Source organism: Solibacillus sp. FSL W7-1324, assembly GCF_038008025.1.
In the GTDB taxonomy this organism is placed as follows: domain Bacteria; phylum Bacillota; class Bacilli; order Bacillales_A; family Planococcaceae; genus Solibacillus.
This window is the reverse complement of the sequence record NZ_JBBOYH010000001.1, coordinates 1,816,849-1,840,558: the sequence shown is the minus strand read 5'-3', so window position 1 is coordinate 1,840,558 and position 23,710 is coordinate 1,816,849. Positions and strand designations below refer to the sequence as shown.

General features: G+C 37.2%; 22 protein-coding genes and 1 pseudogene. 20 read left to right on the top strand and 3 right to left on the bottom strand.

Annotated features, from left to right (window positions below):
* The first annotated feature begins 641 nt into the window (after positions 1-641).
* The 3 genes and pseudogenes from ltrA (at position 642) to MKY71_RS08875 (ending at position 3,746) form a co-directional block, all read left to right on the top strand.
* Positions 642-2,441: a group II intron reverse transcriptase/maturase gene (ltrA, locus tag MKY71_RS08885; RefSeq protein ID WP_340732261.1), complete on the top strand. Its 1,800-nt coding sequence runs from the start codon at positions 642-644 to the stop codon at positions 2,439-2,441.
* Between the two features lie 102 nt (positions 2,442-2,543).
* Positions 2,544-3,263 (top strand): annotated as a pseudogene (locus MKY71_RS08880) (thymidylate synthase); the annotation flags it as partial.
* A gap of 12 nt (positions 3,264-3,275) precedes the next feature.
* A complete protein-coding gene (locus MKY71_RS08875; RefSeq protein ID WP_340732260.1) occupies positions 3,276-3,746 on the top strand; it encodes a dihydrofolate reductase in 471 nt (156 codons plus the stop codon).
* A gap of 46 nt (positions 3,747-3,792) precedes the next feature.
* On the opposite strand, the gene trhA is transcribed toward MKY71_RS08875, so the two are convergent.
* Positions 3,793-4,437, bottom strand: a complete 645-nt coding sequence (gene trhA / locus MKY71_RS08870; RefSeq protein WP_340732259.1) for a PAQR family membrane homeostasis protein TrhA — start codon at positions 4,435-4,437, stop codon at positions 3,793-3,795.
* A 197-nt stretch (positions 4,438-4,634) separates the two neighbouring features.
* On the opposite strand from trhA, the gene MKY71_RS08865 reads away from it, so the two are divergent.
* The 5 genes from MKY71_RS08865 to msrB all read left to right on the top strand — a co-directional run bounded on the left by MKY71_RS08865 (position 4,635) and on the right by msrB (position 8,100).
* Positions 4,635-5,480: a DegV family protein gene (locus tag MKY71_RS08865; protein ID WP_339199480.1), complete on the top strand. Its 846-nt coding sequence runs from the start codon at positions 4,635-4,637 to the stop codon at positions 5,478-5,480.
* Positions 5,481-5,637: 157 nt separating this feature from the next.
* Entirely contained in the window at positions 5,638-6,549 is a 912-nt protein-coding gene (locus tag MKY71_RS08860; protein ID WP_339176508.1) for a GDSL-type esterase/lipase family protein, read from the top strand.
* 4 nt (positions 6,550-6,553) lie between these two features.
* Entirely contained in the window at positions 6,554-7,126 is a 573-nt protein-coding gene (locus tag MKY71_RS08855; RefSeq protein ID WP_339176507.1) for a YpmS family protein, read from the top strand.
* A gap of 17 nt (positions 7,127-7,143) precedes the next feature.
* Positions 7,144-7,671 carry a peptide-methionine (S)-S-oxide reductase MsrA gene (msrA, locus tag MKY71_RS08850; protein ID WP_339176506.1) on the top strand — a complete coding sequence of 176 codons (528 nt, stop codon included), beginning with the start codon at positions 7,144-7,146 and terminating at the stop codon, positions 7,669-7,671.
* Entirely contained in the window at positions 7,672-8,100 is a 429-nt protein-coding gene (msrB, locus tag MKY71_RS08845) for a peptide-methionine (R)-S-oxide reductase MsrB (RefSeq protein ID WP_339199474.1), read from the top strand. It begins immediately after the preceding gene.
* A 38-nt stretch (positions 8,101-8,138) separates the two neighbouring features.
* On the opposite strand, the gene MKY71_RS08840 is transcribed toward msrB, so the two are convergent.
* Positions 8,139-9,926, bottom strand: a complete 1,788-nt coding sequence (locus MKY71_RS08840) for a methyl-accepting chemotaxis protein (protein WP_340733625.1) — start codon at positions 9,924-9,926, stop codon at positions 8,139-8,141.
* A 92-nt stretch (positions 9,927-10,018) separates the two neighbouring features.
* Here MKY71_RS08840 and MKY71_RS08835 point away from each other — a divergent pair, with 92 nt between their 5' ends.
* The 8 genes from MKY71_RS08835 (at position 10,019) to MKY71_RS08800 (ending at position 17,430) form a co-directional block, all read left to right on the top strand.
* Positions 10,019-10,243, top strand: a complete 225-nt coding sequence (locus MKY71_RS08835) for a YozE family protein (RefSeq protein ID WP_339176503.1) — start codon at positions 10,019-10,021, stop codon at positions 10,241-10,243.
* Between the two features lie 190 nt (positions 10,244-10,433).
* Positions 10,434-11,141, top strand: coding sequence for a purine-nucleoside phosphorylase (gene deoD, locus MKY71_RS08830; protein ID WP_251687817.1), 708 nt, complete (start codon positions 10,434-10,436; stop codon positions 11,139-11,141).
* Positions 11,142-11,322: 181 nt separating this feature from the next.
* Positions 11,323-11,514, top strand: a complete 192-nt coding sequence (locus MKY71_RS08825; RefSeq protein ID WP_340732257.1) for a YqaE/Pmp3 family membrane protein — start codon at positions 11,323-11,325, stop codon at positions 11,512-11,514.
* 201 nt (positions 11,515-11,715) lie between these two features.
* On the top strand, positions 11,716-12,174 hold the full coding sequence (locus tag MKY71_RS08820) for an RND transporter (RefSeq protein WP_339176501.1): 459 nt from the start codon (positions 11,716-11,718) through the stop codon (positions 12,172-12,174).
* A 190-nt stretch (positions 12,175-12,364) separates the two neighbouring features.
* Positions 12,365-13,210, top strand: a complete 846-nt coding sequence (locus MKY71_RS08815; protein WP_339176500.1) for a DUF6612 family protein — start codon at positions 12,365-12,367, stop codon at positions 13,208-13,210.
* 167 nt (positions 13,211-13,377) lie between these two features.
* The gene (locus tag MKY71_RS08810) at positions 13,378-14,880 is read left to right on the top strand and encodes a lmo1851 family serine protease (protein WP_339176499.1); all 1,503 of its coding nucleotides are present in this window, start codon (positions 13,378-13,380) and stop codon (positions 14,878-14,880) included.
* Positions 14,881-14,947: 67 nt separating this feature from the next.
* Complete coding sequence (locus tag MKY71_RS08805) at positions 14,948-15,850, top strand: CobW family GTP-binding protein (protein WP_339199468.1); 903 nt, start codon at positions 14,948-14,950, stop codon at positions 15,848-15,850.
* Positions 15,851-16,353: 503 nt separating this feature from the next.
* Positions 16,354-17,430: an undecaprenyldiphospho-muramoylpentapeptide beta-N-acetylglucosaminyltransferase gene (locus MKY71_RS08800; protein ID WP_339176497.1), complete on the top strand. Its 1,077-nt coding sequence runs from the start codon at positions 16,354-16,356 to the stop codon at positions 17,428-17,430.
* A gap of 129 nt (positions 17,431-17,559) precedes the next feature.
* Here MKY71_RS08800 and MKY71_RS08795 read toward each other — a convergent pair whose 3' ends face one another.
* Positions 17,560-18,108, bottom strand: a complete 549-nt coding sequence (locus MKY71_RS08795; RefSeq protein WP_339176496.1) for a GNAT family N-acetyltransferase — start codon at positions 18,106-18,108, stop codon at positions 17,560-17,562.
* A gap of 391 nt (positions 18,109-18,499) precedes the next feature.
* On the opposite strand from MKY71_RS08795, the gene dapF reads away from it, so the two are divergent.
* The 4 genes from dapF (at position 18,500) to MKY71_RS08775 (ending at position 23,690) form a co-directional block, all read left to right on the top strand.
* Positions 18,500-19,462: a diaminopimelate epimerase gene (dapF, locus tag MKY71_RS08790; protein WP_340732256.1), complete on the top strand. Its 963-nt coding sequence runs from the start codon at positions 18,500-18,502 to the stop codon at positions 19,460-19,462.
* A gap of 25 nt (positions 19,463-19,487) precedes the next feature.
* Positions 19,488-21,500 carry a sensor domain-containing diguanylate cyclase gene (locus MKY71_RS08785; RefSeq protein ID WP_340732255.1) on the top strand — a complete coding sequence of 671 codons (2,013 nt, stop codon included), beginning with the start codon at positions 19,488-19,490 and terminating at the stop codon, positions 21,498-21,500.
* A 118-nt stretch (positions 21,501-21,618) separates the two neighbouring features.
* Positions 21,619-22,290 (top strand): response regulator transcription factor, encoded by a 672-nt coding sequence (locus MKY71_RS08780; RefSeq protein WP_340732254.1) that lies wholly within the window; start codon positions 21,619-21,621, stop codon positions 22,288-22,290.
* A gap of 5 nt (positions 22,291-22,295) precedes the next feature.
* The gene (locus MKY71_RS08775) at positions 22,296-23,690 is read left to right on the top strand and encodes a HAMP domain-containing sensor histidine kinase (RefSeq protein ID WP_340732253.1); all 1,395 of its coding nucleotides are present in this window, start codon (positions 22,296-22,298) and stop codon (positions 23,688-23,690) included.
* Positions 23,691-23,710 lie beyond the last annotated feature (20 nt).

Below are 23,710 nucleotides of genomic sequence, written 5' to 3'. Positions count from 1 at the left end.
GATTGCCGTCATGTTGGCAAGAAACAAGTTCCCTAAACTCCTACTAGCGTTCGGTAGTTATAGCTATCGGGGGTTAGAAGCTAGGCGAAGTCGACTGAACAATAATCCTAAGTCTACGGATAAGGTGAGGATAGGTCGGGGGGCTATAAAACGTATATGGTAAGAATGTTCGAAAAGAACTGACGAAGTTGCGAATGTACGGGTCTAAAAGATGAACGTAAGGAAACTTACGGGAGGGGTATCGCAAAAGATACTTCTCGTGGTTTACCGAAAAGTAAAAATCGTCCCTCTGAAATTCGGGATACTGAACAATGACAGTATAAAATCACAGGCTCATAGTAACTACCTAAGTACGTATGTAAAGCTAGATTATTCGGAACGTGGAAAGCAACAGACAGCTATTTAAAACGACTATAATCGGGCTGGTTGATATAAGCTGCTTACACAGAGCGAAATTCATTTACTGTTGTGAGAGTAGGGGCATAGTACCGAAGAAGCTATGATAACAAGTAGTGGAGGGATAGCCCCAAGTCTTAAGTATTGAAAATGTAATTTGGTAAATGTAATTCATAAGGTCGAGTAAGAAGGTGTGACTCATTTTATGTTCAAATTGAACAGAAGGATGGGAGTGGTAGACACCGATGGATACAACATTACGAAATGTTAGCTACTACAGTCTTCAAGAAACATTTGATGAACTATATGAGGTTAGTAAAAATAATGCATCCTTAAGTAAGAATCTACTAAGGATTATTACGAGTGAGGAAAACATTATGTTGGCTTTTCGCAACATGAAAACTAACAAAGGTTCAAAAACGGCTGGAGTAGATGGCAAAACAATTGATGATTACAAAGAAACAGAAATTCAGTCATTAATTAACGAAATTAGAGAAAGAATCAATAATTACAAACCCGATAAAATAAAACGTGTTTTTATTCCGAAAAGTAATGGGAAAAAGAGACCTTTAGGAATCCCTACAATAAGAGATAGACTTATTCAACAAATGTTTAAACAGGTCATTGAGCCAATTGTTGAAGCGAAGTTTTACAATCACTCTTACGGATTCCGTCCAAACCGAAGCCAACACCACGCAATTGCTAGATGTCGACATTTAGTCAACTGCAATAAACTACTTTATGTTGTCGATATTGATGTTAAAGGTTTCTTTGACAATGTTAATCATAATAAACTGATTAAGCAGCTATACAATATAGGCATAAAAGATAAACGAGTTTTAACAATGATTAACAAAATGTTAAAAGCAGCAGTTGTAGGCGAAGGGAAACAAGAAAAAGGTACACCACAGGGTTCAATACTAAGTCCAATATTATCTAACGTAGTATTGAATGATTTAGACCAGTGGATATATTCTCAGTGGGAAAACTTTCAAACGAGAGCCTCTTACACACTCCAAGGAAATAAAATAAAAGTAATGAAACAGACTAAACTTAAAGAAATGTATATCGTTCGATACGCAGATGATTTTAAAATTTTTACAAACAACAAGGTTAATGCTTGGAAAATTTATCACGCTGTAAAGGGCTACTTAAAGGACAGACTTGGATTAGAAATAGCCGAGGATAAGTCGAAAATTACAGACCTACGAAAAGAGAAATCCAAATTTCTTGGGTATGATATTTTTGCTTTCAAAAAGAAAAATAAATGGGTAGCTCGAACGGAAATCACACAAGATAAGTGTGACGAAATCGTTCAAAAAGCACGTGAATTAATTAAGAATATCAAAGCGAAACCTGAAACATCGTCGATAAAAGAATACAACATCTTTGTAATGGGAGTTAAAAATTACTTTAAGTACGCAACAAACTGTTATCGGGGATTTAGAAACATTCAATACCGACTTTCTCGAACCTTATACAACAAACTGCGAACCATATGTAGGTATGATATACCACGAACTGATTCACCTGTATTTAAAATGTACAACAAAAATGCCATGCGAACATACGGCTTACAAGGTATCTATCTATTTGTTTTCGCTGATACACAAGCTTTTGCGAATACAAATTTTAAGCAAGAAATTTGTAATTATACAGTAGAAGGTAGAGCAACTAAAAAGCAGTTAGAAGAAGGCATTGTACATGAGTTATCTCGTTTATATAAGCAAAGTCTTAAAACGGACAACATTGAATATGCGGATAACAAAATTTCATCATACAGTATGCAAAAGGGTAAATGTAAAATACTTAATGTATTTTTACCCGCAGAGTTAGTTCAGTGTCACCACATCATACCTAAAGCAGATGGTGGTATGGATGAGTTTAAAAACTTAGTGATTATACACAAAGATATGCATAGGCTCATTCATGCAGTAGAAAAAGATACGATAAAGAAATATATAGATTTATACCAATTGACTGAAAAGCAAATAAAAGTGGTCAATAAATATCGTAAAAGTTGTAATTTACCAAAGATAAATTAATCAATAATTAAGATGGAACGCCTTATGAAGCGAAAGCTTCACGTAGGGTGTGGTACGGGGGAAAACTTGGAGATAACTTCAAAGAGTTACCTATCGTAATAATGGGCATTCAAAAAGTGGGTAGAATCAGAAGAGTACAGTGGACCTGATATGAGTGATTTCGGAAGACGCTGCCTGATAGATGAAGCATTTAATGAACAGTATCAAACAGAGCTTTCTTCATTTTGTGAACGCGTTTTACATGATGATGAATTTGCTTCAAAATACGGTGATTTGGGTAATGTTTATGGGAAACAGTGGCGTAATTGGACAACATCAGAAGGTGAATCGATCGATCAATTACAGGATGCAATCGATTTAATTAAACATAACCCGGATTCCCGTCGAATTATCGTAAATGCGTGGAACCCGGAAGATGTGATCGATGCAGGGGGAAAGGGCAGTAAAGCTGCTTTACCGCCATGCCATGCCATGTTCCAATTTTATGTTGCTGACGGTAAATTAAGCTGTATGCTTACACAGCGAAGTGCGGATTCATTTCTTGGGGTACCATTCAACATTGCGAGCTATGCATTGCTGACGCATTTAATCGCGCATGAATGTGGGCTTGAGGTTGGTGAGTTTGTGCATAGCATGGCCGATACCCATATTTATTCAAACCATTTTGAACAAGTAAAAGAACAGCTTACACGTGAACCGAAGCAATTGCCGATTTTAAAGTTAAATCTGGAAAAGCAATCGATCTTTGATTTTGAAATGGAAGACATTTCATTGGAAGGCTATCATCCGCATCCATCAATTAAAGCACCGATTGCGGTATAAAGGGGGATCTCCATGATTTCATTAATCGTAGCGCATGATGAAAACCGGGTTATTGGCTATCAAAACGATTTGCCGTGGTATTTACCTGGGGATTTGAAATATTTTAAGGAAATGACAATGGGAAAACCGATGATTATGGGCCGCAAAACCTATGATTCAATCGGACGACCTTTACCGGGCCGCCGAAATATTGTCATTACAAGGAATGAAGACTTTACAGCTGAAGGAATCGAAGTTGTACGGAGCCTGGAAGAAGCGTTGGCGCTTGTTGAAGGTGAAGAAGAAGTGATGATTATTGGCGGTGCTCAAATATTTGAGCAATCGATGGCAATTGCCGATCGATTATATATTACGCTCATCAATCACAGTTTTAAAGGGGACACATATTTCCCGTCATACGATGAATGGAAAAAAGTATCATGTCTTGAACCGATTGATTCAGAAGATGGCTATACATTCCAGTATTGTATTTATGAAAAATAACTGTAAAAGGACATGCTGAATCAATTTTTCAGCATGTCCTTTACTTTTATATTAAATAAATATATACACAAGCCACCATGCATCCACATCCAGCAATAACGAATAAATGCCAAATTGCATGATTGTACGGAAGGCGGGTCCATGCATAAAAAATTGCCCCAAATGTAAACAGCAATCCGCCAATAAGCATCAGTATAAAACCATCAAACGTTAAATATTCATATAGTGGCCGTATAGCGAAAATGATAAGCCAGCCCATGAAAATATAAAGCAGCAATGACAATTTCTCGAATCGGTGAATGAACAAACATTTGAACACAACGCCTAATATGGCAATAAACCAAATAATACACAGCATGACAATGCCTGTCACGCCCCCGATTGCAATTAGTAAAAACGGGGTATAAGTACCAGCAATCAATATATAAATTGATGAATGGTCCAGTATTGAAAAGAACCGTTTATATTTTTCCGGAACACTATGTAATAATGTCGACATTAGAAACAGTAAAATTAAAGATGCGCCAAAAATAGCGTAGGAAGTAATATGTACTGCCGTGCCGTATACTGATGAATGGATGATTAATAGTATGCAGGCAGGTATGCTGATGGCAAGCCCAATCCCATGTGTAATGGCATTCCAAAGTTCTTCTTTCCAGTTTTTATAGTCAAATGCGTCTAAATTGTGCATGTGTCATCACGCTCCTCTATATTAGTATAACAATTAATCAAATTATTCGTGATAGATGGATGTCATGATGTTATACTGCTATATGTCATATGTAAATAGTGATAAACGGGGTCATTCTTCAATGACAAATGTCATATTGGTAAACAAATATGATTTCTTTATAATAGTAAGGAAGATAGATAAAGGATGTGTTTTCTTTGAGTCAAATTCATATCGTAACAGATTCAACTTGCGATTTAACAGACGCAGAAATTCAGGAACATGGAATTCATGTAGTACCACTAACAGTTCAAATTGATGAAAAAACGTATACAGATCGTGTAAATTTGCAACCGGATACATTTATTGAGTTACTAAAAACAGCAAAAGAACTGCCAAAAAGTTCTCAGCCGTCTCCAGGTGCATTTAAAGAATTATATGACGAACTTGGAAAAGATGGTTCAAAAATTGTATCGATCCATATGACAGGCAATATGAGCGGTACCTATCAGTCAGCCAATCAAGCATCGCAAATGAGTGATTCTGACGTAACTGTAATAGATTCACGTTATATAGCTTTTGGATTGGCATTCCAGCTTCGTGAAGCGATCCGTTTACGCAATGCAGGTGCTTCTGTGGAGGAAATTGTTGCAGGTGTGAATCGAGTACGTGAAAACACACGTCTTTTTGTTGCATTGGACACATTGGAAAACATGGTGAAGGGCGGCCGAATCGGAAAAGGTAAGGCAGTTGTCAGTTCTTTGTTGAATATTAAGCCGATTGGTCACTTGGATATTGGGGAAGTGACGATTTGTGCAAAACCGCGCAGTTATAAGCAAGTGGTGAAATATTTAATGAGTGAATTTGAAAAGGATACTCAAGGCAAAAAAGTGGCAGGTGTCGGCATCTCCCATGCAAATTCGTTGGATACTTTAGTGAATCCGTTGATTGAACAGGTAAAAGCAACAGGCTATACAGGGCAAGTTGAAGTTGCCTTTACTTCGCCGGTTATCAGTACACATACAGGTGAAGGTGCAATCGGTTTTATTTATTATACAGAATAGGTAAAAGGTAATTCTAAAGAATATCAACTTTAGAATTACTTTTTTTGTAAAGTGAAAAAATATTTTCTGATATATCACTATTTTTATAGGCAAATCATTCCTAAAGATAAGGAAAATATTTTATAATGAAATAACAAAATAAAAAGGGGGAAGTTGCATGTGGCGGTTAGTACTCACATCATTAGCTGTCATTTTCTTGTCCGCATGCTCCGTTACAATTGACCCACAAATAGAAGAAGCACAACAATCCGACAATTCATCCAGTGATAATAATGAATTGTCTATATCAGAAGAAGAAGCCGAAAACGAAGAAACAGTCGCAACGAGCTTTTTTGATATTATAAATGATGTATTTCAACTAGACTGGTCTGATCGTAAGGAAGAAAATGCACAATCGGTTTTTTATTTAGCATTAGGTGATTCACTTACACGTGGTGTTGGAGATGAAACACAGGATTATGGCTATACAATTCGTCTGCAGCAGGAGCTGGAAAAATGGCCGATGGTAGAGGAAGTGGAACTCGATAATCGAGGTAAAAATGGTAGACGCAGTGACCAGCTGCTAAGTTTACTTGAGCGTGGCCACTATGAAGAAGAGCTGCAAAAAGCAAATCTGATTACGATTACGCTCGGTGGTAATGATGTAATGAAAATTGTTAAAAAGAATTTGTTTTCAATGAAAAAATCTATGTTTGATAAGGAATTGCCCCGCTTTGCTGAGCGTTACGAAAAAGTCATAGCAGAAATTCGCAAAGTAAATCCTGAGGCGCCGATTATTTTAGTCGGGTTTTATAATCCCTTTTCAATCGTAGTCGATGAAATAACACCTTTTGATCCGATTATTTCGGAGTGGAATGAAGAAATCGAAAAGCTTGCTGCCACAGATGAAAATGCGTGTTTCGTATCTGTAGAGGATTTATTTGTATCAAATGAGGATATGGTATATCATGTAGACTTCTTTCATCCGAATAGCACAGGATATGATCGTATGACAAAGCGTATCATTGAAACTATGCAACAATGTGATATTGAGCAGATGTCAGACGGTTTATTAGGATTTGAGGAGTGAGAAGATGAACAAATGGAAAGTCGCATTTTTACTATTGGCTGGAGCAGTACTCATAACATTCGCCACATTGCTCTATTTAATAACTGCTGACGTCAACCAGGCTACCGAACAGCCGCCACTCCAAGTAGAGGGCAATATACTGACGGTAGAAACGACAGCGAAAGAATTCGAAGCAATTGCAAAACAATATTTATCGGAAGCTATGAACCAGTCCCCGGTTCCAGTAGAGCTGACAGTGGACGATAAAATTTATTTATATAGTACTTTAACTGTTTTTAATATTGAATTACCGATACAGATGGATTTCATTCCAGTTGTAAATAATGGTAATATTACACTGAGTCAAGAGGCTGTCCATGTGGGCAAGGTAAATATTCCTCCGAAAACGGTTCTGAAAATGATTGATGATGCGGTTAATTTTCCAAACTGGATAACGGTAAAGCCAAATGACGAAGAAATATATGTGGATCTGTCGCGCATTAATATCGCAAGCGGTTCGAGAGTGCGCGCAAAGGAAATTGATTTACCGAATGATAAAATAGAGTTGGAAGTAGTTATTCCAAACCAGACGAAGTAAAATAGGAGGTAATTTTAATGGCATATGAAAAAGCGACATTTGCAGGGGGCTGCTTTTGGTGTATGGTAAAGCCATTTGACCAACAGCCCGGTATTATAGAAGTCGTTTCCGGTTACACGGGCGGTCATGTTGAAAACCCGACATACGAACAAGTATGCAGTGAAACAACGGGGCATCTCGAGGCAGTTCAGATTACGTTTGATCCTGAAATTTATCCGTATGAAAAACTGGTTGAACTTTATTGGACACTGATTGATCCGACAGATGCAGGCGGTCAATTTTATGACCGTGGCGAATCATACACTACGGCGATTTTTTACCATGATGATGTCCAAAAGCAGATTGCGGAACTATCCAAGTCCAAACTGGAGGCGAGCGGTAAATTCAGATCACCGATTGCTGTTAAAATACTTGAAGCAAAGCCATTTTACGCAGCGGAAGATTATCATCAGCACTATTATAAAAAGAATCCGGCACATTACGAACGCTATTCTGTAGGTTCTGGACGTGCAGGATTTATCGAAAAACACTGGGGGTCGAAATAAATGAATAAAGAGCAGCGTTTAAAAGAATTAACAGATATGCAGTATCATGTTACTCAAAACCAAGGAACGGAACCTCCATTCCGCAATGAGTACAATGATGTTTTCGAAGATGGTATCTATGTGGATATCGTTTCAGGAAAGCCACTTTTCAGTTCAAAAGACAAATATGATGCAGGATGCGGCTGGCCATCTTTTTCAAAGCCAATTGAGTCAGTGGAGGTAACAGAGCATTTTGATACATCACACGGTATGCGTCGTGTGGAAGTCCGCAGTAAAACAGCCGATTCCCATTTAGGCCATGTATTTCCTGATGGTCCACAAGAATTGGGTGGATTGCGTTATTGCATTAACTCAGCGGCATTGCGCTTTATTCCGGTAGAGGATCTTGAAAAAGAAGGTTACGCTGAATATAAATCATTGTTTGAATAAAAAAACTCGCTTATGGAATTACCCATGAGCGAGTTTTTTTAGATTTTAAATTCGTTAACAACACTTCGCAGGTGATCAGCTTGTGAAGCCAGTTCGACGGCTGAAGCATTAATTTCCTCCATGGATGCGGAACCTTGTGATGCAGCCGCTGCACTGCGTTCTGTATTCGCAGCAGTATTGTCTGCAATGGCTGCCACATGTACGAATGAAGTTGTGACACTGTGACTATTATTTAACGTTTGTTCAATCTGAGTAACCATTTGTGTTAAGATATCAGATGTTTTCTCTGTTTGCAGTAAAATATTTTGTAAAGAATTTGTCGTCTCATTCGTCACTTCAACACCTCGGATTACTTTTTCTACCCCAGTGTGGTTTTGCTCGATAATGGAATTGACCTCTGTTTGAATCGATCCGATAATTGCTGAAACTTCTTTTGCTGCTTTTTGGGATTGCTCGGCAAGTTTTCGAACTTCAGCCGCTACAACCGCAAAGCCCCGTCCATGTTCTCCGGCCCGAGCAGCCTCAATCGCCGCATTTAAAGCGAGGAGGTTCGTCTGTTCGGCAATTGCTGTAATGGTACTGATAATGGACGTAATATTTTTGGATCTTTCCCCTAATTTTTCAACCGTATCCGAAGTTGTTGCCATTGTTTCTTCAATTTCAAGCATCACATTGGCTGAATGATTCACCGATCTGCTACCCTGATGTGCAGCGTCTTTCATTTCAGATGCCGCTTGCTGAACTTCCCGAGCCTTTTCATCTAAAATATGCATCGATTGCTCCAAATTTTGCATTTCGTTTCCGGCACTTCCGATACTGTTTAGAATTTCACTGCTGTCACTCGCGATGTTCATCGTAGAATCAGCAATAAAATCAATTGTTCGCGCGTTTTCATCTGCTAGTGCCATTAATTCCTGTGAACTTCCCGATACATTATCGGCAAGGTTTGACACGCGTTTCACCAAAGCAGAGATTGATTCGATTAAAACGTTCGTGGAATTTGCTATTAATGAAAATTCGTCTTTTGTTTTAACGTTTACACGTCGTGTTAAGTCACCGCCAGCTTGTGCGATATCCAGAATCGATTCATTGATTTTTTTCGTATTTCTCCGAATCGATTTCGATAAAATGTAGCCCAATGAAATAGTTAAAATAACAGCAACACCCGTTAAGGCAGAAATCATTATTTTTGAGGCAAATGCAAACTGTTCCAAGTCTGAAATCGTTTTTTCATTGCGCTGTTCAAGTATTTGAATCAGTTTCCCTGTATTTTCATCTATATAGCCTTTGAAATTTTGGCTTCCGCTATTAGCAAACAGTTTAGCGGCATTTTCATAGCCATATTTTTGACGTACTTCAATCGTCGATTTAGAATAGGATAAATAATTAGCATAAAACTGTTGGATTAAGCCGACGATTTTAAGTTCTTCATCCTGATTTCTAAACGATGCTTCAACAGATGTTATATTTGTATGTATCCGTTCCTTCGTCTCTTCATATAATTGAAGAAATTTTTCGTCGCCCGTAATTAAATAAGTTTGTTCATGGCTTGAAAGTTTCGCGATATCAGAAGCTAAACTATTGATATGCATTTGCTGCTGGAGATTTTCTTCAGCAAATTCTCGTAAATTATTCTCCAAATTTGTTATATTGATATACGACAAAATTTGCATCGAGATAATTATTGCCATTAAAATAGTAAAAGTAATTAAAATTTTCCCTCGTATTAGGTGAAAGAAGTGAAATAGGGCTTTCGGTTTAATAGATTTTTTTATTCGTTTTTCTTTATTAGGTTTATTTTTCTTGCTCTTTCGCAAATAATTCACCACTTTCTGAAAAATCAATATTTAACTATTTTACTACATGAATGGGAAATTTACACTATTTATTGTGAAAAAAGTATAAAGGAGGGAAAATTTTGAAAAAATCATTTTATCATTTTGCTCTCACATTTAGAGGGGGAGAATGGTCGGACGAGAAAGTGCGTTTTGCGGAAAGCATGTTTCACGATCATGCTTTTCCAAAAATGTCTGACAGCTTTGATGAGCTTACAAATTATATAGAATTTCAGTCCAATGAATTTTTAACAATCGGTGCCTTTGACCAATTATGGGACCTTTATGAAAATAAATTTTCGGTATAAGCAATGTTTTGCATGCAATTTGCCAGATGGGGTATAGTGAAAGTAAGGCAAGCTGCGTAAAATTAATCGTTATTTTGTCCAAATATTGTTTTTTATGCAAATTTTTTTGTGAAGCAAGACGTCTAACGATTGAATGTTTATACGAAAACGTTTACAATTTAAAAGAATTATGATGAAAAGAGGTTTTTTGATGAGCGTTCATATTAATGCCAAAAAAGGCGACATTGCAGAAATTGTACTATTACCAGGAGATCCATTACGTGCAAAATATATTGCCGAAACATTTTTAGAAGATGTTGTACAATATAACGAAGTACGTAACATTCTTGGCTACACAGGAACTTATAAAGGGAAACGTGTTTCTGTACAAGGTACAGGCATGGGTGTACCATCCATTTCAATTTATGCTACTGAATTAATGCAAGAGTACGGTGTACAAAAACTAATCCGTGTAGGTACTTGTGGTGCGATTCAAAAAGACGTGAAAGTACGTGACGTTATTATTGCACAAACTTCGTCTACAGATTCAAATATGAATCGCGTTGTTTTCGGCGGTACAATCGATTATGCACCAACTGCAGACTTTGATTTATTATTGAAAGCATACAATGCTGCTAAAGAAGCGAACTTAAATGTACGTGTAGGTAATATTTTCACTGCAGATATGTTCTATTCAGATGAAGCACAAAACGAAAAATTAGCGCAATATGGCGTATTAGCTGTTGAAATGGAAACTTCAGCACTATACACATTAGCTGCGAAATTCGGTCGTCAAGCTTTAACAGTATTAACTGTATCTGACCACATCTTAACTGGTGAAGTAACAACTTCAGAAGAACGCCAAACTACGTTCAATGACATGATGGTAATTGCGTTGGAAGCGGCTATTCAAGACTAATAATAGTAAGGGATTGCAATGCTAATTCGAAAGTACCTGACAGGTAATAACTGTTAGGTGCTTTTTTTTGTGGTCAGAACATACGGAATGTTATTTCATTTAGAGAAAATGATTTATAATAACGGTCAATTTAATGGGCAGACTAATTCAATAAATAAAATTTTAGGAGCAGGTGAAACAAATGATGTATTTATTAGCTATTTTCTTGCCGCCTATAGCCGTCCTGTTTTGCGGAAAACCGATCCAAGCATTAATTAACTTTTTCTTATGTTTTTTAATATGGATACCGGCAGTGATTCATGCAATTTTGATTGTTCGTGATTATAAAGCAGATAAAAGAATGGAGCGCCAAATCAAGCTAATGAAGAAATAGCAGGAAAGCGCACATATTCAATAATTGGGTAAATGCACATTACATCTGTATTGTGCATTTTTAGTTTTTTCGCCGATTAAAATTTTCAAAAATTTTCTTAACCGATGTTTGGCATATCGATTTTATGTTGTGGGCAAACTGAAATACCGGCAATTTTAAAGCACAAAAGATGACGGTCAAAAAGTAAAAAGGAGTGAGGGGATGAGTCAGGAAGTAGCGAAGAAATTTATTGATCGAATCTCAAGCACAGTGGATCCGTTAGCGAATATTGTCACGGTGAGTCTGTTTTGTGAAAATGCCATTAATCATCTGATTCAGGAAAAGCTGCCAAAAGTTCGGAGCTTCAAGGATCAGGCAACTTATATCCCGATGGCAAGCTCCAATTACAGTACGAAAGTCTATTCTGTTTATGCATTAGGTTTAATCGAACAGAAATTATTCGAAAACTTATGGTTGCTGAATTATTGGCGCAACAAAGCCGCACATAATATTAGTGTCGATATTAAAGCATTGCCGATGAATTTCCACATTTTTGATAACAACCTGAGAATCGAGAAAGACATGAATGAAAATGAAATTGTGATCGGGATTGCGCTTTGTACGTATAAAGAGCTGCATGTGTTTTTAAATGAACAATACGGTATAAAACTAAATTGGTGAAAATAAAAAGTGTCTATGCCTGTAGACACTTTTTATTCTATCCGGCATTTCTAAAAAAATGCACGCTTTCCATAGAAGATTTTTAATAATAAATTAAAATACAATTATCCTTATTTCAATTTTAAAGATATAAATAGTACATATTAGGGTATGGATAGGGGAAGTTTACTGTAGGAAGGGTTGAAATGATTTGAAAAAAAGATATTTATTCGCAATGTCTACACTATCAATTGCATTGGTTGCAGGATGTGGGGATACAGCAGAACCGGTTGACGGTACAGAAAACGAAGCCAATTTAACTTTACAGCAAGTATATGAAAATGCCATGCAGCGCCAGCAGAATTTAAAAAGTGTTCATGCTGAAACAAAAATGGATCAGGTGACGACTTTCTTAATGGATGGTCAGACGATGGAAATGACGAGCAACTCGAATTTGGCAATGGATATTCAGCAAAATCCGATGGCCATGTATTCTAAAGGAACAATCGAAATGGATATGGGCGAGGATAACATGGAAATGCCTATTGAAATGTATATGACAGAAGAAGATGGCTTTTACTTATATAACGGCGAATCGAATGAATGGCTGAAAATGCCGGATGAGCAATATGAACAACTGTTGGCGCAAACCGGTGCACAGGCAGATGCATCACAGCAACTTGAACAGCTTGAGCAGTTTATCGAAGATTTCAGTTTTGAACAGGACGAAGAAAATTATTTACTGACATTGAATATAGAAGGGGACCAATTCAAGCAGTTCATCCTTTCGCAAATGGGTGCAAGCCTTGGAGAATCAATGGAAATGAATGAGGAAATTTTAAAAAATATGTCCTTTGAAGATTCACAGTATAATATAGTTGTAGCAAAAGATACGTTTGACATAAAAGAAATGGATATGGATCTGAAAATCATCACAAATGTCGAAGGTCAGGAAACAACGATTGAAAATGATGCAAACATTGTCTATTCTAAATTCGATGAAGTAAAAGAGATCAATATACCAAATGAAGTTTTAAAAGAAGCAAAAACTGAATGATAGATCAGGCAGCGAGTCCACTATATTGCGGAAATCGCTGCTTTTTCCTATTTAATATGAAATGAAATAAAAAAAATGACGTCTATCCTTTTCTAGTCGCTTGTAAACTGATATTATTGGTATAGTGTGACATCAGACAGTGTATAAATGAGAGTGGTGAAATTGAAATGGATGAACAAAAAAGAGATGAGGATCAAAACGGTTTAAACGAAGAGCAAATAACAAAACCGGCAGGAAAGTATTTACGCATGAAACCATTTGCATTCATAATGGTTATTTTCCTGACAATTTTATGTACAGCCGGTTTAACAATTTTTGCGTTAACATTCGGTGAAAAGAAAGTTGTGGAAGTAAAAGAACCGGTAGAACGGGCAGAATTCAAAAAACTTTATGATGCGTATGATGCACTTCAGCAAAAATATTATGAAGACATAAATGAAGAAGAAGTGGTATATGGTGCAATCAACGGAATGTTTGATGCATTGGGTGACCCTTATTCTGATTATATGAATAAAGATGAGGCAACCTCTTTCAATGAAAGCCTTTCTTCAAGTTTTCAAGGAATTGGTGCGGAGATTCAAGAGCGAAATGGATATATCATGATCGTATCTCCAATTAAAAATACTCCTGCAGAAAAAGCAGGTTTACAACCGAAAGATATGGTATTAGCGGTTGACGGGAAAAGCGTCAAAGGCATGAGCTCTACAGAAGCTGTGTTATTGATTCGCGGTGAAAAAGGATCTGAAGTCACTCTGACAATTCAGCGCGGAGATGCTGAAAGCTTTGATACAACTATTGTGCGTGATGATATTCCGGTAGAAACTGTATATGGTGATATTGATGAAGAAGGAATTGCTCACTTCCAAATCACATCTTTCAGTGAAAATACTGCAGTAGAACTGGAAAAACTGTTAATTGAATATGAAAAACAGGGAATGAAAGGGATTGTTTTAGATGTACGTCAGAATCCAGGCGGCTATTTAAAAGCAGCAATCGATATTTCAAACTTGTTTGTTGAAGAAGGAAAAACAATCGTTCAAATTCAAGAAAAAGATGAAGCGCCACAAATTGTAGCTGCAGATAATCGTTCTAAATATAAACTTCCTTTAACAATCCTAATCGATGAAGGAAGTGCTTCTGCTTCTGAGATTTTGGCAGGTGCTCTAAAAGAGTCTGCAGGTGCCCAAATCGTTGGTTTGACTTCCTTTGGTAAAGGGACAATGCAGGAAATCATCTATATGGAAGACGGAGCAAACTTGAAGTTCACAACAGGCAAATGGTTAACACCAGACGGCAACTGGGTGAATGAAAAAGGAATTGCACCGGATGTGAAAGTTGACTATCCGGATTATGCTTCATTACCATATATTGATCCAAGCCAGACATATGAACAGAATTCCGATCATGCGTCCATCAAAACAGCTGAGCGCATCTTGGAAGTTTTAGGTTATGAACCAGGTGAAGTTGATACAAAGTTTGACGAATCGACAGAAGCAGCATTAAAAGAATACCAACAAGATAATGAACTTGAAGTGACAGGTATTTTAACAGGCGATACAACCTATGCCTTAATGGATGCAATTAGCGAAAAGCTGAAAAATGAAGATCCTCAAATTTTAAAGGCAAAAGAATTATTGGATATAAAGCCTGAAGAAACGACAAAAGAATAAAAATTGCGGGCTGGCAAAAAGTGCAAAAACACTTGATTGCCAGCCCATTATTATAGGAAGTGAAACGATGAAAGATGTATATTTATTTAGCGGATTTTTAGGAAGCGGCAAAACGTCCATGTTGACCGATGTCATTCGTCAATTGAAAGAGGCAAATTTAAAGCCTGCTGTAATTATGAATGAATTAGGAAAGCTGCCTTTTGATTCACAGGCGGTGGAACAGGATGTACCTTTGAAGGAAATGCTGGAAGGCTGTATTTGCTGCAGTGGGGCGGAAAAAACGGAAGCGCAAATTCAATCGCTTTTACACGATCAGGAATTTGATGTACTTATTATTGAAACAACAGGGGCCGCACACCCTGTAGAAGCACTGGATGCAGTCTACTCGCCTTTATTTGCGGATAAGTTAAATATTAAGGGGATTGTAACAGTGGCAGACAGCCGCTTATGGTTAGACCGCTCAAGTCTGACGCCACAGGTACGTTCACTATTTATGGAACAAATTCGTCATGCCCATCTGTTATTGGCGAACAAAACGGACTTGCTTACGGAATCGGAACAGGCGCAAGTTGTCTATGAGCTGCAAGGGTTCAATGCAAATGCTTTTATCCTTCAGACAACTAATGGACGAGTACCGTTGAAGTTATTGCAAAATATGCAGTCTACAGCTCGGGTTTCTAAAGAAGACATCGTGTCAGCACGTATAGGTGAAAGCTTTAATTTAGGCTCTCGCCTCGTACGGTTTGACACAAGCTTTACTCAAGAACAGTTTGAAGATTGGGTTCGAACTTTGCCCGATACGGTTTACCGTATGAAAGGGTACGTCCCGATTGAAGGCATCAAAAATCCAATGTTGTTCCAGTATGCCTATGGAATGGTCCAATGGCTGCCGGAATATATAAAAATGGAATCGAACCTAGTGATTATTGGTGAGAACATCAATAATCTTGAAATTATTTCTGTACCTTAATTCGTCAATAGTGTCGGCTATGTACAGGAAGGGAACAGTTGGACACAACATTTATTAAAAAATATTTTGCTGAAGCTATTCTTTTCGCATTTGAAAAGGATAGCTTTTTGGGTTTTCAAAGCATTAACGGAATTCTTGAAACAATATAAATACTTTTATTGAATACTAATTATTTTTTGGGAACTTTAAAAATTTATATGTGAAAACACCCAATTTTAGAGAAAAGCTTTATAAAGTGCCAAAATGTGCTACAATATACGGTATACTTTTAAAAGTCTCTTTTGAAAAGAGACGAAAATTCCAGGAATTGAAGTGATAATTACATAAATCATTTTTTTGAAATAATAATTTAAGGTTATTAAAAAAGAAAAGTTTAAGAGTTTTGTAAAACAATCATGAAAATAAAAAGTAACAACAAATAAATAAGATATTTATCGAAGCATGTTGAAATGTACTATTGCATAAGATAGATGCAATGACAATTGCTTTGTTAGGAGAAATTTATGAAAGAAAAAACAATTATTTTAACAGGCGGAGGTACGGCCGGTCACGTATCACTAAATGAAGCGATTATCCCTTCATTGCAGGAAGCGGGGTATAATGTCCATTATATAGGCTCACATGATGGGATTGAAAAGGAACTGATTACAAATGCTTTCCCTTCTTTGCCATATCATAGTATTTCAAGCGGAAAGCTGCGTCGATACTTTTCAGTACAGAACTTTACAGATCCGTTTAAAGTGATGGCGGGGATTACACAAGCCTTTTCAGTTATCAAGAAAATTAAGCCGACCGTCATTTTTTCAAAGGGTGGATTTGTATCAGTGCCTGTTGTGATTGCGGCAAAGTTGGCAAATATACCGGTTGTTGTTCATGAATCGGATGTGACGCCTGGATTAGCAAATAAAATTTCATTGCCGTTCGCGTCCCATATTTTCACGGTATTCAAAGAAACGATGAAACATTTACCGATCGACAAATCGACTTGTACGGGTTCGATCATCCGTCAGCAGCTATTTGAAGGGAATCGCGAACGGGGCATGGCGTTATGTGGATTTACAACCGAGAAAAAAGTAATGCTTGTTATGGGCGGAAGCTTGGGATCTGTCGTAATAAATGATGCGCTTCGCGAAAATTTACCGGCCTTGCTTGAGAACTACCAGATCATCCATTTATGTGGTAAAGGGAACGCCGACAAAAAACTTGAAAATCTTCAGGGCTACCGTCAATTTGAATATGTGACGACAGAATTGCCGGATTTATTGTATGCGACAGATTATGTTGTATCGCGTGCCGGTTCGAACTCGATTTTTGAATTTTTAGCGTTGCATAAGCCGATGCTGCTTATTCCTCTATCTGCTGCAAAAAGTCGCGGCGATCAGATTTTAAATGCCAACTTGTTTAAAAAACAAGGCTTTGCACAAGTATTGGATGAGGAAAAATTGACAAAAGCGTCATTCATGCAAGCAATTCAGAAGCTTGAAGAGAAAGCGGAAGAAATGATCGATCATATGCTGGAGGTCGAACATCCGAAAACTCCGAAAGAAATGGTTGCTTTAATTACTCAATATGAAAAATAATCGATAAAAAAGGGGTTACCTAAAAGTTCATACTTTTAAGGTAGCCCCTTGTTTTGTTTAAGGAATATTTATAACGTGACATTCATATAAGCGTAAAGTAGGGATTCGCATCACTGTGAAACTTCTTCTTTACATTGCCTGTTCTTCTGCTTCTTCGAGCGTATTTGCTGTCGTTAAATAGAACAGATCCTTTGGAATTTTGAAAAGACGGAATTTATTTACGCCTTGATTAATTTGTGCGAAAAGAGATGGATTTGATTCCTCGGCATCTACTACATAAGGTAATTTTAGTGCTGCTGCTTGTGAGCGCGCATTTTCTTCGCGGATGCGTAAGAAAACTGTATGGAAATCATAGTCGAAAAATAGTTCATTTAAAAACGCTAATTTCGCTTTCTGATTATAACCGATGCCTTGATATGGTTTGCCGATCCATGTTCCTAAAAAGCCGGCGCCATCTTGGATATCAAAAATACTGATTGTTCCGATTGGGACACCCCAATCATCTACAATTGTACGTGAAATCGTTAATCCGTTTTGTTCTTCTTCAATTAATTGTTTAGTCATAAATAAATACTCTTCAGCTGAAGTCGCTTTCTGACGTACGAATGGAAACACAGACGGATGACGTAATAATTCGTATAATTCTGCTGTTTCATGAAGTTCTCTCTGTTTTAACATGTGAAACGCCTCCTTTTAAGAAGAAAATGGTAGAGCCTGTTGTTAAAGAAATGGTGCGAATAATCTTCTGATGCTAAAAGGTTCTTTATCATAAGGCAGTAGTCATTTCGAGCTTGATCTTACCTAAAAGAATTTGACGTTAAACTATTATGCATAATTCGTATGTCTCGCTCTATCCTAGACAATTAATAACAATATCGAAATAAGAAATATATCTACAGTTTATTATAATATATTCTCTTGTCGCAACTTTCAAGCTCGAAAAAAACATTTTTTTCTGTTAAAAGTCGATATATTCAGAAAAATGCGTAAATAAAAACTATTAATGACAAGATGAATTTTTTAAAAGTATAATATAATAAAATAAGAGAGAGCGTGGAGGTACAAAAATATGAATATTCAACTAATAAAAGTACATGGTTCTGGCAATACATTTTATTTATACGAAGCATTATATGACGAACAATTTGATTTTGTGAATATCACAAAACAATTATGCCACCCAACCAATGATGGTGGAGCAGATGGCTTATTACTGGTGCTTCCGTCTTCCGTGGCAGATGCAAAAATGCGCGTCATCAATGCAGATGGCTCGGAAGCTTCGATGTGCGGAAATGGATTGCGCTGTGTCGCGCGGTATGTCTGCGAAAAATTCAATGTAAATGAAGCGGTTATTGAAACAATGCATGCATGCCTGAAAGTGAAACGAGAAGACGCCATTTTTGAACAGCTACCTACATACTCTGTAGAAATCTCGCCCATTTCATTTGAATTAGCATCATTGCCAATGAAGGTAGAGGACAAACAACAACTGCGCCATGAAGTAATACGTGCTTTTTCAGATGAAATTCCTTTTACGGCAATTTCAGTACCGAACCCGCATTTAATCGGAATCGTTGATAAAAAATATATCGACAACACATCACATCAGCAACAGCTTGCTGCCTATTTGAACAGTGAAAATGAATATTGCCCTGATGGAGTGAATGTCAGCTATGTACAACCATTATCGGCTGATGAGATTTTTGTCCGAACTTATGAGCGAGGTGTAGGTTTTACAAATGCATGCGGTACTGCAATGACTGCCTCTGCCCTAATTGCCTCAATTGAAGGCTACGTTTCGAGTAGTAAAGTAACCGTCTATAATCCGGGAGGCTTTGTTCAATGTGAGGTTTCTAATAATGAAGGAAGCTGGGAACTGGCACTGATCGGAAATGCAACGATATTAGGGGAATATGAATTCGAGTTGCAAGAAGAAAAAATTGAGTTAGTTCGTATACAGCCGTCAGAAGAGCAAATCCAATATGAGAAATGCAAAGTTTTTGTGAAAGATAAAATAGAAAGCTTTCTGTAAAGATCAGTAAAGTAGGGGGACAAGGATGATGAGTTCCATTTATTCAATGGATCTATTGAATTTGTTATTCAAAAATAGTAATGATGCTGTGTTCTTTATGGAAAAAACAGATGAAAAGTATCGTTATATTTTTGTCAATGATGCTGCAGTAAAATTGATTAATACAAATCCCTGCGGCAAAACGATCGAACAGGTAATCCCGTCCCATTTGGCAAAAACAATTATTCACCATTATGACTTAACACTCGAACAAAACAAACAAGTTGAATTCGAGGATTTCACCTATGAAAGAATGAATGTTCGAAAACAAAGAACGACAACTATTCCAGTAACACAAGACGGGAAAAATTATATTTTGGCTATAACAAAGGAAGTGTCCATGAGTCTAGATTTGGAAGATAAATATTTATTTATGCGCTCCTTATTTTCCAACTCATTTTTATCAACAATACTCGTTTCCAATGATCTGCAACTGCTTGAAGCCAACACGAAATTTTTGGATGAATTTAATATACAGTTGGAAGATGCATCCCGTACCAGTATATTAGATATGCCATTTATAGAAAGAAAAATGGCAAAGAGATTAAAATCTTATTTGAAACGTGCGCAGCTTGGTGAAAATATTCAATCAAAAATGCTGTTCTTTATTGATAAATATAATGAGCAGCGATGTTTTACCGCCTCTTTTTCGACGCTGACAAGTAATGGTGATAATATTGCCGTATTTATTATATTGCAGGAAATAACAGAATTTATTAAACAAGGACAGGCATTACGAACGGCATCGCATGGCTTGGAAATGTTCAAAAATGCGATCAATTCATTTGCCGAAGTTATTTTTACTGACGCTGACGGAAATATGATGGATGTCAATGAACGGGTTATCGAAAATACAGGTTACACGCGTGGCGAATTAATCGGCAAGCCTTACCACTTTTTACACTCGACATATCAATCTGATTTTGGTTCAACGAGTTATTGGCATAATGTCAGTAAAGAAGGAATTTGGCGTGATGAAGTGTGCAATTGCAGAAAGAATGGCGATATTTATTGGGTGGATTCCACTGTGATTCCTTTGAAAAATGAGCTAGGGGATATCGAGCAGTTTTTAATGGTGCAATATAATATTTCGTCTGAAAAGCAATTAATGTCCGACCTTTATAAAATTGAACGCAATTTCAGAGCGATTACTGAAAACACAAATGATTTTATTGTTGTCACAGACCGCTACGGAAAAATTAAATACGCTTCACCTTCCTATACAAGGAAACTTGGTTATCATGAGGAAGAGCTGATTGGTGTTCCGTACGATCGATTGCTGAAGCCTGAATGTGTTCAACTGTGGCATGAAGCATTGAACCCTGAAACGATTGATAGAGTAGAGGAACAGAAAATTGAACTGCTTTTGTACAAAAAAGATAATAGTACGATATGGACGGAAGGGAATTATACGTTAACATTTGATCTGGCAAATCATGAAATTACGGAAATTGTCATGGTTTCAAGAGAAATTACCGAGCGAAAGCAGCTGGAAGATCAGTTAACCTATTTAGCGTATCATGATAGTCTGACACAGCTGGGGAATCGCCGTAAACTGTATAAGGACTTTCCGATGCTTAAGGCAGAAGCGGATGAAACAGGCACCTGTCTGGCGATTTTATATCTTGACGGGGATAATTTTAAACAAGTAAATGATCTGTACGGCCACGATGTTGGCGATGAATTTTTAATTCAATTCGGTAAATCGCTCGTTCGAAGCGTACGAAATGAAGACCTCGTTATAAGGCTTGGCGGCGATGAATTTTTAATAGTTTTAACAGGGTTGTCCATTTACGAGACAGATCGTACTGCTCAACTCGCTCAAATTATGGGCAGAATCAAAGAAAATCTGCAAATTGGATGGATGATTCGAGAGGCACATTTCTCCCCTACAGCCTCAATGGGCCTATCAATATATCCAAAGCATAGTGTAAGCCTGGATGTATTAATTGATTTAGCGGATCAGGAATTATACAAAGCGAAACAGTCTTTCAATTAAAGTTATATCTTTATTTCATTTTCAAGAATACGGAAATTTACTCCGTATTCTTTTTTTATTGTAAAATACAATTGGTACACTAAATGTTGATATAGATTGTTGATAGAGAGGGAAGCTGATGAACCAGAGGATTTTAATTATTGAAGATGAAAAGAATATTGCGCGTTTCCTTGAATTGGAACTTAAGCATGAGCAGTTTGAAACCGTTACTGCATATGATGGGAGGACGGGTCTCGAATTGGCGGAAAGTGAACAATTCGACTGTATTTTACTCGATGTCATGCTACCGCAATTAAATGGAATTGAAGTATGCAGAAGAATACGTAAATTCAGCGATGTACCGATTCTGTTAATAACCGCACGTGATGAAGTCATGGACCGTGTGTCAGGATTGGATGCAGGGGCAGATGACTATATTGTGAAGCCTTTTGCGATCGAGGAACTACTGGCCCGGATTCGTTCGATATTAAGGAGAGTCACGCACACTCAAAAATCTAAGCAACTCGTTTTTAGAGACTTGGTAATTGATGTTCAGGCATATGAAGTAATATTTGAAAATAACAAAATCGAGCTTACGAGGAAAGAATTCGATTTATTAAAGCTGCTTGTGGAGAACAAAAATCATGTATGTACAAGGGAACATATTTTAGAAATGGTTTGGGGATTTGATTCTGAGGTAGAAACTAATGTAGTCGATGTATATATTCGCCATTTACGTTCAAAACTGCAAACAGAAAATACTCCGTACATTGAAACTGTACGTGGTGTTGGCTATGTGATACGCGGGTGAGGATGATGAAAAACAAATTACTGAACCTTTCCTTAAAATCGAAGTGGATGCTCGCAGTCGGCGTAACAATTTTTGTAAGCTATACCCTCATATCTGTTGTGCTGTATATCGCGCTGCAAACATGGCTGATTCATAATGAGGAAAAAAATGCATTGCGAACGGTTGATGATATGACAACCTATTTTGAATCACAAGGAAACACTGTTACAGTACAGGCACTTCAAAACAACACAGCATTGATGAAAGCTATTTTAAATCAGGAACAAACAGTACGTGTATTTAATTTGGATGGTATTGAGGTAATGCGTATCAATGATGCTGCGCCTGCTGCACAACTGACAAAAACACAAAATTATTATTCAACAGTGATTGAAAAGCAGATGATTTCAGGTTCTGAGAACTATGTCATCCACAGAGTCGTTCAGATCGGTCAATTTCAAGGAATTATGCAGCTGATTCACCCTTTAGCAGCATTTCATTCGATGATGAACTATATTTTGACGACCATCTTTATTATCGGTTTCGGTGCCATTTTATTTTCGGTTATGATCAGTTATTACTTATCGAATATGTTAATGAAACCGCTTGTTCAGTTAAGGGATGCCATGAGTTACGTCAGAAAAAACGGGTTTGCAGCCCAGCCGAAATTTGATTATACGGCAAAAGATGAAATTGGCGACTTACTTCATATGTATCGTACTTTGATGAATGAACTTGAAATTTCATTTACAAAGCAGCAGCAGTTTGTCGCAGATGCCTCACATGAACTGCGGACACCGATTCAAGTTATTGAAGGTCATTTATCTTTAATCAAACGGTGGGGGAAAGACGAACCGGAAGTAATGGAAGAAGCATTAAACACTTCGTTAACCGAAATTGCGCGTATGAGGAAAATGATTGAAGAGCTATTGCAACTGGCAAGAAGGGAACAGGCAGATGAAAAGGCTTCAGCTGATATAGAACAAGTATACGAACAAGTAAGAGATGAATTACTGCAGCTCCATCCTAGCACTGAGTTTCGTCTGACCGTAAACGGTGATAAAGCGGCTGCCTCCATTACCGAGCATGCTTTAGCGCAAATCTTTAGAAATATTTTGAGTAATAGTATACGATATAATAGCAATGTTCCAAATCTTCATGTAACCATTGATTATAATGAATTACAGTCGCAGATTTTAGTTAAGATAGAAGACAATGGTATCGGTATTTCTGAACAACATTTACCACATATTTTCGATCGGTTTTACCGAGTGGATGCATCACGAACTAATAAAATTGCAGGTACTGGACTTGGGTTAAGTATTACAAAGATGCTCGCTGATAAATATGAAGTGGAAATTGATGTCGAAAGTAAAATACAGAAAGGTACCTTTTTTTACCTTAAACTTCTTAAAAAATGAATAATTTTTCTCAATCTAAT